The organism is Streptomyces sp. NPDC001157, assembly GCF_053598255.1.
In genome coordinates this window covers 134,051-145,659 of sequence record NZ_JBSFJW010000025.1, presented here as the reverse complement: position 1 = coordinate 145,659, position 11,609 = coordinate 134,051, and the positions used below count along the sequence as shown (strand labels likewise).

The following is an 11,609-nucleotide window of genomic DNA, read 5'->3' as shown; positions in this document are numbered from 1 at the left end:
GCGATGATGTACACCTCTGGATGGCCGAAGAACCAGAAGAGGTGTTGCCACAGCAGCGCGCCGCCATTGGCCGCGTCGAAGACATGCGCACCGAATTTACGGTCCGCCTCCAGCGCGAACAGAGCCGCGGCCAACACGGGGAAGGCCAGGAGCACGAGGACACCGGTCAGCAGCACGTTCCACGTGAAGATCGGCATGCGGAACATGGTCATGCCCGGCGCGCGCATGCAGATGGTGGTGGTGATGAAGTTGACCGCACCGAGGATCGTGCCGAAGCCGGAGAAGGCCAGACCCATGATCCACAGATCGGCGCCGACGCCCGGCGAGCGGACCGCGTCCGACAGCGGGGAGTAGGCGAACCAGCCGAAGTCGGCCGCGCCCTGCGGGGTGAGGAAACCGCCGACGGCGATGGTCGAGCCGAAGAGATAGAGCCAGTACGCAAGCATGTTCAGCCGGGGGAACGCCACATCCGGGGCGCCGATCTGCAGCGGCATGATCCAGTTGGCGAAGCCGGCGAACAGCGGCGTCGCGAACATCAGCAGCATGATCGTGCCGTGCATCGTGAACGCCTGGTTGAACTGCTCGTTCGACATGATCTGCAGACCAGGTCGAGCCAGCTCGGCGCGCATCAGCAGCGCCATCACGCCGCCGATCAGGAAGAACGCGAACGACGTGACCAGGTACAGGGTCCCGATCGTCTTGTGGTCGGTGGTCGTCAGCCACTTGAGGTGCCTCATGCCCCGCCTGTGTCCGATCCGGGCACGCCCGTCACACTCGAGTGACGCGAGGAGAATCACGGAAACAGGTGTGACGATCCGGATGGTGCCGGACACGAACGGAACATGAGCAACGACGAGATCTTCGCCGCTGCCTATCGCGAGCACTACTGGGCGGTCAGCCGCTATGTCGCGCGGCGACTGGACGGGCGGACCAGCGAGGTGGAGGAAGTGGTGGCGGAGGTGTTCACGGTCGCCTGGCGACGCCGGGCTGACCTGCCCGGGTCCCCGCTGCCCTGGCTGTACGGCGTGGCACGCAACTGCCTGGCGAACGCGGTACGCGGCTACGGGCGGCGCCGCCGGCTGGTCGACCGGCTGGGCAACGACGAGACCGCGCACGGCCGGCAGATCGTGGCGAGCCCCGACACGGAAGCCCCGGGCGCCTGGGTGCACGAGGCACTGGCCCGCCTCTCCGAGGCCGACCAGGAGGTACTGCGCCTGACGGCATGGGAGGAACTGGGCATCGACGAGATCGCCGTCGCCCTCGGTTGCGGCACAAGGGCCGCATCGATGCGGCTGCACCGCGCCCGGCGCCGGCTGAGAGCCGAGATAGACCGCATGGGTCCCCAGCGCCCCGGCGTGACCTCCGCCGACGCGACCCCCTCGAAGGGACACGGCCATGGCTGACGAACTCGAACTCCTGCGCCGCGCCAACCCGGTGCCGGTGGACGGCCCCCGCTACGGTGACGGCCCCCTCGACCACGACGCCGAACGCCGGCTCAACCGGCTGCTGCACGAACGCACCACGGCTCGCCGCCGCACCCGGCTGGTCTGGAGCCTCGCCGCCACCGCAGTCGTCGCAGCGACCGCGTTGACGCTGCTGCTCAGCGGCCCCGGCACCACCCCCGCGATCGCCGCACCCCGCCCGCTCGTCGTCCAGGCCGACTCCACCCCCGTACCCCTTCGGGTACTGGCCGACCGGGCACAGCGGCAGGCCACGGCGGAGGATGCGCCGAAGCTGCGCAGGGGCACGCATGTGCAGTCCTGGAGCCTCGGCATGAGCGACGACAAGCCCCCGGTGACGCTCCCGGAGGAGCGCGTCGTGCGCTGGAAGGCCGACGACAGCCACACCGAACTCGTGGTCGCGACCGACCCGCGCCACCCCGGCCGGCCGGTCCTGCGCGACGACGGTGGCGAACCGCACCTGGTCGAGGACGGCCATGTCATCAGCAGGCAGACCTATCCGCCGAGCTGGAGCGACGCGCCGCCCGAGTCGCCGCCGCCCGACGACCCGGCACGGCTGCGGGCCTACCTCCAGGAGGCCACGTACACCCACACCGAGCTGACCACCCCCGAACTCCTCGACGCCGTCGGGGTGTTGCTCGACCACTGGACCCTCGGCGCCCGCGAGTCCGCGACGCTCGCCCGGCTGCTCGCGAGCACCGAAGGGCTGCGGCCGGTCGGCCAGGTCACGGACCGGCTCGGACGGCGCGGCCAGGCGTACGAGTACAAGGGCGACGGCTACCGACGAATGCTGATCATGCAGCCGTCCACCGGTGCGGTGCTCGGCCTGGAGACCGTCTTCACCAGGGCGGAGCCGCAGTACGGCGTCAAGGCCGGCGATGTCATGGACTACAGCGCCTGGATGCGCTGATCACACCCCGAGCTGCAGGGCGGCGGCATCGACGGTCTGCTCCAGCAGCATGGCGATCGTCATCGGACCGACACCGCCCGGCACCGGAGTGATCAGCCCGGCCCGCTCCACGGCGGAGTCGAAGTCGACGTCACCGACGTTGCCCGGGTTGTAGCCGGCGTCGATGACGACCGCGCCGGGCTTGATGTCCTCGCCCCGGATCAGCCGCGGCCGCCCCACGGCGGCGACCACGATGTCCGCCTCCCGCACGACCGAGGACAGGTCCCGGGTACGGGAGTGGCAGTACGTCACCGTCGCGTCACGGGCGAGCAGCAGCATGCCGGCCGGCTTGCCGAGGATGGCGCTGCGGCCCACGACCACGGCCCGCTTCCCTGACGGGTCGACGCCGTACTCGTCGAGCAGCCGCATGATGCCGCCCGGCGTGCACGACACGAAGCCCGGCAGGCCGAAGCTCATCGTCGCGAACGACGCGAAGGTGACGCCGTCGACGTCCTTCTCGGGCGCGATCGCCTCGAACGCCGCCCGCTCGTCGATGTGCTCGCCCATCGGGTGCTGCAGCAGAATGCCGTGCACACCGGGGTCGCCCGACAGGGAGCGCAGTGCGCCGACGAGTTCCTCGGTGGTCGTGGCGGCGGGAAGCTCCACCTGGCGCGACTCGATACCGGCCTTGCGGCAGCGGTTCCGCTTCATCCGGACGTAGGTGACGGAGGCGGGGTCCTCGCCGACCAGAACCGTCGCCAGACAGGGCGCCGTTCCGGTCCGTTCGGTGAGGTCGGCCGCCCGCTTGGCGGTGTTCTCGACGATGCGCCGGGCAAGGGAGGTGCCGTCGATGAGCCGGGCCTGGGACATGATCCACTCCTGGGCTGGTGTGACCGAATCGCCCAGGCGCACGGCATCGACTCTGCGTGGCCGCTCCCCGGTGGTGCTCCACCTCAGCGCCAGTCACGGCCCGCGCTCAGACTAACCGAGCCGCCACGGCAGTCGTGAGCCGCTCTCACCGGTGCAGGACGCGCCGTCTGCGCGCAGCAGGAAGCGGGCGGGACCGCCTCGCTCTCAGTATCGAGCGGAGCAGGGCCACCGACGCCAGCCGTTGTGCCGTGCCCGTCCGGGGCCGGGCCGGACGCACCCGACCCAGTGCCGCACGGGCCGAGAAGGTCCAGGTCAACCGGGTGGTGACCTGGACCCTCGCGGTTCTGCCTCCTACTCGTCCCATGCCTGGATCAAAACCTCTTCGGCGATCTTGCCGTCACGTAGCGTGATCATGGACTCGGCCAGGACACGCGTCCCGTCCGAGTACTGGCAGGACTGGCTGTAGGCGGCGTGGTCGCCCTGAACGATGCACTGGTCGACTTTGTGCGTCATGTCGCGGCTGTAGATGTCCTCGAACATTGCGCCGATCTCCTGGCGACCGCGCAGAACCTTGGGCTGGCTGGGCTGGGTGTTGCGGTCCACGATGCGTATCTGCGCGTCGTCCGCGTAGAGCGACAGAAGATCCGCCGCAGTGTGTCCTTCGACCCCCTTGCGCAGGGTGTCGGCGCTGAAGCCGGGAGTTGCCGTGGTGCCCATGATGACCTCCTTCGAGGGCCGCGACCCGAGGAGCTGCGGGCCGCGCGGGGCCTCTCCTCCGAGACTCCTCCGCCGCGGCAGCCTCGGCAAGCGCAGTCGGACCACTGCCCCTGATGGGTGAGTGGCGTGGCGCGGCCGTGACCGCCGCAGGCCCGGTGCCGTTGTGGGGAGCATGATCTCAACACGACGTATCGTCGCCGCCGTTGGTCTCGCCGCAGGAATCACCGCCCTTGCCGCGCCGCTTGCCAGTGCGTCCGACGCGACCATCCAGAACAAGGATGCGAGCGAGCTCAACCCGATCTCCACGCTCGACTCGCTCGCCCAGAGCGGTATCCCGGCGGAGCGCAGGGCCGAGGTGCCGCGCCCGTCCCAGCAGATCCAGAACCTGAACCGCCTGAACAACCTCCAGCAGCTGGACCGGGTCGCCCGCATGGGAGCCGCCAGTGGGATGCCGGGGATGCTGTAACACGCCGAGTCGCATCGAACGTCCCGCACAGCGAAAGGGCCGCCCCTCTCCGGGCGGCCCTTTCGCTGTGCCGGTGAGCTGATCACAGCCCGGCGGTTGAAGGGTGAAGGAAGTGGAACCCCGGCCGGGGGTGCATCAGGAAGTCGTGGTGGGAGATGTTCCACGCGTAGGCGCCCGCCAGCGAGAACACCACCCGGTCGCCGGCCCTGAGCCCGGGCGCGGCTACCCGGCGGGCCAGGACGTCCTTCGGCGTGCACAGCTGCCCGGCCAGGGTAACTTGCTCGCCTTCGGCGGCCGGCCGCGGCCACGGATGCGGCCAGGCATCCACCTTCAGCACGGAACAGGGCTGGTCGTGCCCCTTCGTCGCCGGGGTCCGCAGGTGATGGGTGCCTCCGCGGACGACCGCGAACGCCTCGCCGTGGCTGCGCTTCACGTCCAGCACCTCGGTGGCGTACCAGCCGCAGTACGCCGTCAGGGCACGCCCCGGCTCGATGCGCAGGGTCAGCCCGGGGTGCGCCTCGGTCAGACGGGCGAGACCGCTGCCGTACGCGGACCAGTCGAAGCGGTGCTCCGGATCGGTGTAGTCGACGTTCATCCCGCCGCCGACGTCGACCTCGGCGAGAGGAACACCGAGGCCCGTCGCCCAGGACACCACGGACTCGGCCACCGCCAGCTGCTCCGTCGCCTCCAGCCCACTGGCCAAGTGCGCGTGCACGCCCCGTAGTTCGAGGTGCGGATACATGCCGTCGGCCAGCGTCCGGATGACGTCGACGGCCCGCGCCGGATCCAGGCCGAACGGCGTCGGACGGCCCCCCATCGCCAGTGAGCTGCCCGCCAGCGCCCCGTCCGCGACCGGCAGGTTGACGCGAACCAGCACCGCCACCCGTCGCCCCGGCGCGCATGTCCGCGCCAGCTCGGCCAGCATGCGCAGCTCGTACTCGCTCTCCACATGGAAACGCTCGACGCCGAGCTCCAGTGCGGTCCGCACCTCGTCCGGCGTCTTGCCGGGACCGCCGAAGGCGAGCGGCCGGTCCGGCACCGTCCCCGCGACGTGGGCGAGTTCACCGCCCGAAGAGACCTCGTAGCCGTCGACGTAGGGTCCGAGCGCGCCGAGGATCTCCGGCTCCGGGTTGGCCTTGGCGGCGTAGTACACCTCGACCCGGTCGGGCAGCGCGGCCCGGACGGCGGCCGCATGGGCCCGCAGTGCCGCCAAGTCGTAGATGTACGCGGGCAGTTCGGTGCCGGGCAGGGACAGGACGCGGTCGTGGACCGCTGCCGTCGGGTCGGTCATCGGGCGCTCCCGGTCGTGTCGCGCAGGACGTCCTCGGCGAGCGGGGACGGCAGCCGGACGTAGCCGGCGTCCCGGTCCGCCTTGCGTTCCCAGCGGGTCAGCAGGTTGGCCTTGGCGGGCAGCGGCACCCCGGCGAGCAGGGCGGCGAGCCTGGGCGGGCAGCCGTGGCGGTCGGCGTACGTCTGGAGCGTGGCGCGCACCCGGGCCCACAGGGCCGCCTCCGCCTGCGGGTGCAGATCGGCGAGAGCCGCGAGCAGCTCGGCGACATGGTTGACCAGCAGGCAGTAGACCACCCGGTCCCAGCCGCGCTGCGCGTCGTACGTCATCGGGCCCGCGACGTCCGGCGGCAGCGCGGCCAGCGTCTCGGCGTGGTGGTCGGGGACCAGCTTGGTGCCCTCCAGGTCGCGGAAGAGAACCTGGGCCGGCATGCCGTCGGCGCCGACGCACACCAGGACGTTCTGCAGGTGCGGTTCCAGGACCAGGCCGTGGTCGAAGTACGCGGCCAGGACGGGCGGGACGAGCAGATCCAGATACGACGACCACCAGGCGAGGGTCGTGCGTACGTCCGCTCCGTCGAGGAGGCGGGAGACGTGGGCGGCGCCGGTCGGGTACTCGTCGGCGACGGCCGCCGCGAGCAGCGGAACCGTGCCCGGGGCGAGGCGGCGCGGCAGGCCCTCGCGGACGATGACGCCGAAGCCCTCGAACAGATCGCGGTCGGGGGTGCCGTCCGGGCCGGGCAGGGCCAGTGTGCGGTAGGCCGGCTCGCGCAGTACGGCGCTGCCGGGGAAGCGTTCGGCCAGGTCGGCGAGGGCCGGGGCCAGGACGCGGGTCAGGGCGACGGCGCCGGACAGCTCGTAACTGCTGTTCTTCCGCAGGCAGTTGGTGATCCGGACGTTCAGGCTGAACTTGAGGAAGGTCTCCCCGTCGTACAGGGTGCGCACCGAGGCGGTGGCCGCGAAGGGGTGCCCGCCGGGGCCCAGGTCGAGGATGTCGCCGCGGTCGAGAGCGGCGCGCAGGGCCGGGTGGGCCTGGAGCGTCTCGTACTGCCAGGGGTGGGCGGGCAGCAGCCGGTAGCCCTCGGGTACGTCTGTGCGCAGCCCGTCCAGCGGGGCGGTCGCCGACGGGTGGGCGGACTCCTCGGCGATCAGGTGGGCACGGACGGCGAGGTGCCGCAGCGGGAAGGAGGCACCGACCTCGGGCGCGTACGCGGACCAGGCGCGCGGGTCGCCGGTGCGGGCCTTGGGCGTGGGGTGGAAGCGGTGCCCGAAGAGGAGGGACTGCTCGGAGGCCAGGTAGGCGGAGAGCCGGTCGTCCGGGAGGCGGGCGGGGCGTGCGGCGGCGAGCGCGGTGGTGATGGCGTCGTGGCTGGAGGCGATCTGCTCCAGGAACTCCTCGTTGCGTACACCGGTGCGCAGCGACAGCTCGTCCTGCGTGTACTCGGCCAGGCGCCGCCAGTCCACCTCCGACCAGCCGTCATCGCCCTGTTCGCTCACGGGACCGGTGAAGCGGTGCGCGCCCAGCAGCGAGGTGCGGCGCAGCGCGACCCGCAGCAGCACTCCGCGGCGGGGCAGCCGCAGCAGCAGCCGGCCGTCGGAGACGACCGACTGGTGCTCGGGTCCCGACACCTCGCGCAGCAGGCAGTTGAGGAGCGTGTGCGCCACGGCGTCGTCGGCCGAGGGGAGCGCGGCGGGCGCGGCGCTGCTGCCGGGCGAGCAGAGCGAGATCGCGGTCCCCCCGGACGAGGTCTGCGGACGGATCAGCGAGGGCATCAGTGGCTCCTGCGGGTGCGGGGGGTCAGCGGGGGGAGGAGAGTGGCCAGTACGGTGACGGCTGCGGCCACGCTGCCGGTCAGCACCGGTGCGGCCGGGCCGAATCGGGCGCTGCCCGCCGCCGCGGCCACTCCGGCGGCGACCGCGCCGGCCTTGGAGAAGAACTCCAGAGAGCCGAACATCCCGCCCGGCGCCCGGCCCTTGGCGCAGTCGGCGGCCAGCACCGACAGGCACACCAGGCCGAGGGTGAGGCCCGCGCCCAGCAGCAGCCGTACGGCGATCAGGGTGGGCAGGGAGCCGGCGATCCCGTGTCCGGCGAGCCCGAGCGCGATGCAGGCGAACCCGAGCGCGATCCCGGTGCGGGGGCGGCTGTGGAAGGCGGAGTGCACGGCCAGGGCCGAGACCAGATAGCACAGGTGGGGGAGGGCGAACAGCACGCCGGACAGGGTCGGCGAGGTGCCCGGGAGGCGGTCGTCGACGAGGGCGATCAAGTAGGGGAAGGAGATGACCGTGGAGAAGACGAAGGCGAACTCCAAGGCGTACAGGGCCTTGAGCGAGATCACCGGCGGCTCGTCCGCGGCAGTCGTCTCAAGCGCGTTCTCCGACTCCTGCGCGGCGGGCTCCGGTTCGGGCAGTGCCGCCAGCAACAGGGCCGCGGCCAGCGGCAGTACGGCGAGCAGGGCGTACTGGCGGTGCGGTGACAGCCAGCCCGACAGCGAGCCGACCACGATCGGGGCCACGACCAGGGCGGCCCGCGCGCTGCCCTGCATCAGGGTGAGCGCCTTGGACAGCGCGGGCCCCTCCAACGCGGCGCCCAGGTACCCGTTGGACGCGGCGAACGTGCCGCCCAGGATGCCTTGCAGCACCAGTGCCACGGTGAAAGTGGCCAGAGAGTCCGCCCAGCCCGCGAGCAGGAAGGCGACGGCCAGCCCCAACTGGGCGCGCAGGAGCAGTCGTTTACGGCCGTAGCGGTCGGCGAGCCGTCCCCACAGCGGGGCGCCCAGCGCACCGAACACGGTGGGGACGACGTACAGCACGCCCGCCCAGCGGGCGTGGCGGTCACCCAGCTCCGGGAGGATCTCGGTGAGATACGGCGGGAGCCCCAGCGCCGCGAAGGAGGCCACGAAGTAGCAGCCCGCGACCGCGTGGACATGGCCGCGGGTGAACGCCGTACCCGGCATCCGCAGGGTCTCGGCGCTCATGCGGAACCCCCGTCGGGCAGCAGGTAGTTGGGGCCGCTCGTGTAGTGCTTGTTGACGTCCGCGGCGCCCGAGCGCTCCTTGCTGAGCAGCGTGCCGGCCGTGACCATGGCCTTGACCGGCAACCGCGGCGCATCGAGGACATGGGCCCGCAGGACCGCGCCCGCCTCGCCGCCGAGCCGGTCGACGGCCTCCGCGAGCCGTTCGCGCACGAGCGTCAGCAGCGCGTCCCGGTGCTTGGCGAGCCCGAATGCATAGGCCCCCGCGCACAGATGAACGGTGATGGTGGCGAACACGTCGGCGACCGGCCCGTCCCCGGCGGTGAACGTCCGCCGGTCGTCGAAGCCCCACGGTCCGGGCAGCACGGCCGCCAGTCGTGAGGCGTTGATGCGGGGCCCGTCGTTGTCCTTGAACAGCAACCGCAGGCTGCCCGGCCCCAGCACCAGCGAGATGTTCTGCTGGTGCGACTCCAGGGCGATGCCGTAGCCGAACAGGGTGGTCTGCCAGTCGAACAGCAACGACAGGCAGGCGTCCAGGAGGGCCAGTGGATCGCCGCCGTAGAAGCGGTCGGCCAGGTGGTCGAGGACCAGTCGTCCGCCGGGCGCCTCGGCGAGGAGCGCGGCCAGCGGAACGACGACGGAGTGTTCGAGACCGGCCGGGAAGCGGCGGCAGAGGACTGCCAGCAGTTCGTGCCCTGCGTGCGCGTACGTGGTCTCGTCGGCGTGCAGGATCGTGTCCCGGAAACGGGGTTCGCGCGCGATCACCGCCTCCACCAGACGCTGCCCCGCCGCGCCGTCGACGAGCGTGCCGGGTTTGATGGAGCGCTTGTTGCGCAGCCCCAACGTGGCCGTGGCCAGGGGGAGTTTGAGATGCAGGGACGGATCCGCGGCCACCGCGACCGTGCGCATCGACAGCGTCGGTACGACTTCGAGGTGAGCCTGCTCCACGAGCAGCGCACGGCCGGTGAGGCCGGTGGTCCGCAGCGCCTCGTCGAGCGGCGCGCCCACGGTCAACGGATGGACGGGCAGCGCCACATGGGTCTGTTCCACCTCGGGCAGTCCGAGCCGAGCGGGCGAGGGCCACAGCTGCGGGAGCGGGCCGGTCAGGGTCACCGTCTCACGCGGTACGGCGAGCCAGCGCAGGGCGAAACGAGGGTGGAACTCCGGTGCGTACGCCCGCAGTTGCTCCTCCGACAGGCCGGAGCGGCCGCGCGCCGTCGGGTAGACGGGATGGTCGAGGCGGGCTGCGAGAGTGTCGTACGCCAGGCCCGTCCACCGGGCGGGATCGTCCCCGTACCGGTCGACGAGCCGCTGGTCTACCTCGTCCCGGGTCTGTGCGTGCAGCCGCAGCGTGTCCAGCGTCTGACGACACTCCTCGGCGAACGCGTCGAAGCCGTCCCGGTCCACGGGCTCGGCGAGCTCACGCAGCGCACCGAGTACGGCCTCGTACGAGATCAGCTCCGTGTTGTCCGACTCGCGCACGAGCAGGGGCAGCCGGGCGCGGTGCTCGCACTGGTAGCCGTCCTCGGTGACGGGCAGCAGCAGGGCGTCCTCGGTGGTGGGCAGCCGCAGCCAGTCGCCGTCCGGCCGGTGCACGAGCGTACTGCGGCTGCGCAGTCCGACCACGTCCTCCCGCAGCAGGGCGCCGAGCACGCGGGTGAGCAGCTCCGCCTCGCTGGTGTCCGTCACGGTCGGCGCGGTCACGGCTGGATCTCCCAGCGCTGCGCGGCCAGGAAGTCGGCCGAGACCCGGTCCACCGTCGCCTGGTCGGTGCCGACGGCCCGCAGGACCCCGAGGTAGTCGCGGTTGGTGCGGTACAGCTCGTGCCGCTCGCCCACCGACCGCAGCGGACGGTACGTCAGATGCACGCCGTCGATGGTCAGTTCCTGCGGTTCGGGAGCCTCGGCCAGAGTTCCGGCGCGGTCGGCGCACGGGTACTCCAGACGCGCGGCGCCGTCCGGGCGGGCTCCCAGGTCGGCGGGGAGACGCTCGCCCAGATGGGTACGGAGGATCAGTTCGAAGAGCGGTATCTCCAGCAGCCGGGCCAGCAGCAGATCGCACTGGTCGCCGATGGCACGGTAGTTGACCTCGATGATCCTGGCCCGGCCCGTGTGCACCACGAACTCGGTGTGACAGGCGCCGAACCCCACGCCCAGCGCGTCCAGTTGGGCGAGAACCTGGGCGACGACCGGTTCGGGATGGGCGGGGACGAAGGTGAGCCGCTCCTCGATGAAGTACGGCGGGGGCGACAGCTCGGTGTGGAAGCCGCCCAGTACGTGGCGGACGTGACCGTCACCGAGCGTCTCCAGGGTGTACAGCTCGCCGGGGAGGTACTCCTCGACGAGCAGGACCGCACCGGGGCGGCGCTGAAGGATGTCCTTGGCGTGCGTGGTCAGCTGCTCGGCATCGTCGACCAGGACGACGTCCTCGCTGGCCACGCCCTCACGGGGCTTGAGGACGCAGGGGTACGGCGCGTCGTCCGGAGCGATCGGCTCGGTGAGCTCGGCCGACCACACCGTGTCCACGCCGGCGGCCGCGAGCCGGCGCCGCATCTCCGCCTTGTCCTTGGTGGCGAGCGCGGCCCGCCAGTCCTTGGCGGGCAGGCCGAAGTAGGCGGCGGCCAGGGCGGCCTGGGCCTGGAGGTGGTCGCTGTTGGTGAAGACGGCGTCGGGGCGGTGGTGCGTCGAGATCCGGGTGATGACCGCCCGGTGGTCGCGGACGTCGCACTCCAGGACCTCGGTCTCCGGATGGGCGCGTCGGTGGGCCTCGGGCTGGTCGGTGAGGACGGTGACGTCCAGGCCCAGCCGGGCGGCGGCGGGCAGGAAGCCCTCGGAGACGGAGTCGGTCGGATTGAGGGCAAGCAGATACAGGCGCATGGCTGATGAACAACTTCCGCTGGCGGGTGGGGGGTTGGGGGCGGGCCGCGGCGGTGCTGCGGCCCGCCCCGAA

Annotated in this window: 11 protein-coding genes and 1 riboswitch; of the genes, 3 read left to right on the top strand and 8 right to left on the bottom strand. The window is 71.8% G+C overall.

The window, feature by feature from the left end; translation table 11 throughout:
• The coding region (locus ACWDAG_RS33495) for a cytochrome c oxidase subunit I (RefSeq protein ID WP_450699304.1) at positions 1-737 on the bottom strand (737 nt) is incomplete at its 3' end.
• A 105-nt stretch (positions 738-842) separates the two neighbouring features.
• Here ACWDAG_RS33495 and ACWDAG_RS33490 point away from each other — a divergent pair.
• Complete coding sequence (locus tag ACWDAG_RS33490) at positions 843-1,403, top strand: RNA polymerase sigma factor (protein WP_450699303.1); 561 nt, start codon at positions 843-845, stop codon at positions 1,401-1,403.
• Positions 1,396-2,370, top strand: a complete 975-nt coding sequence (locus ACWDAG_RS33485; RefSeq protein WP_450699302.1) for a CU044_5270 family protein — start codon at positions 1,396-1,398, stop codon at positions 2,368-2,370. The genes ACWDAG_RS33490 and ACWDAG_RS33485 overlap by 8 nt, the downstream gene beginning before the upstream one ends.
• On the opposite strand, the gene ACWDAG_RS33480 is transcribed toward ACWDAG_RS33485, so the two are convergent.
• Both ACWDAG_RS33480 and ACWDAG_RS33475 read right to left on the bottom strand, forming a co-directional pair.
• On the bottom strand, positions 2,371-3,219 hold the full coding sequence (locus tag ACWDAG_RS33480) for a bifunctional 5,10-methylenetetrahydrofolate dehydrogenase/5,10-methenyltetrahydrofolate cyclohydrolase (protein ID WP_450699301.1): 849 nt from the start codon (positions 3,217-3,219) through the stop codon (positions 2,371-2,373).
• 23 nt (positions 3,220-3,242) lie between these two features.
• Positions 3,243-3,326, bottom strand: a riboswitch (ZMP/ZTP riboswitch).
• 244 nt (positions 3,327-3,570) lie between these two features.
• Entirely contained in the window at positions 3,571-3,936 is a 366-nt protein-coding gene (locus tag ACWDAG_RS33475; protein ID WP_450699300.1) for a nuclear transport factor 2 family protein, read from the bottom strand.
• Between the two features lie 172 nt (positions 3,937-4,108).
• On the opposite strand from ACWDAG_RS33475, the gene ACWDAG_RS33470 reads away from it, so the two are divergent.
• Complete coding sequence (locus ACWDAG_RS33470; protein ID WP_450699299.1) at positions 4,109-4,402, top strand: hypothetical protein; 294 nt, start codon at positions 4,109-4,111, stop codon at positions 4,400-4,402.
• An 82-nt stretch (positions 4,403-4,484) separates the two neighbouring features.
• Here the strand turns inward: ACWDAG_RS33470 and ACWDAG_RS33465 are convergent, their stop codons facing one another.
• Genes ACWDAG_RS33465 through ACWDAG_RS33445 form a run of 5 tightly spaced genes read right to left on the bottom strand, consistent with a single transcriptional unit; the run spans position 4,485 to position 11,536 of the window.
• Positions 4,485-5,693 carry a type III PLP-dependent enzyme gene (locus ACWDAG_RS33465; protein WP_450699298.1) on the bottom strand — a complete coding sequence of 403 codons (1,209 nt, stop codon included), beginning with the start codon at positions 5,691-5,693 and terminating at the stop codon, positions 4,485-4,487.
• Positions 5,690-7,462 (bottom strand): IucA/IucC family protein, encoded by a 1,773-nt coding sequence (locus ACWDAG_RS33460; protein ID WP_450699297.1) that lies wholly within the window; start codon positions 7,460-7,462, stop codon positions 5,690-5,692. Before ACWDAG_RS33460 ends, ACWDAG_RS33465 begins: the two co-directional genes overlap by 4 nt.
• Entirely contained in the window at positions 7,462-8,664 is a 1,203-nt protein-coding gene (locus tag ACWDAG_RS33455; RefSeq protein ID WP_450699296.1) for an MFS transporter, read from the bottom strand. Before ACWDAG_RS33455 ends, ACWDAG_RS33460 begins: the two co-directional genes overlap by 1 nt.
• Complete coding sequence (locus tag ACWDAG_RS33450) at positions 8,661-10,364, bottom strand: IucA/IucC family protein (RefSeq protein WP_450699295.1); 1,704 nt, start codon at positions 10,362-10,364, stop codon at positions 8,661-8,663. Before ACWDAG_RS33450 ends, ACWDAG_RS33455 begins: the two co-directional genes overlap by 4 nt.
• A complete protein-coding gene (locus ACWDAG_RS33445) occupies positions 10,361-11,536 on the bottom strand; it encodes an ATP-grasp domain-containing protein (protein WP_450699294.1) in 1,176 nt (391 codons plus the stop codon). The genes ACWDAG_RS33450 and ACWDAG_RS33445 overlap by 4 nt, the downstream gene beginning before the upstream one ends.
• Positions 11,537-11,609 lie beyond the last annotated feature (73 nt).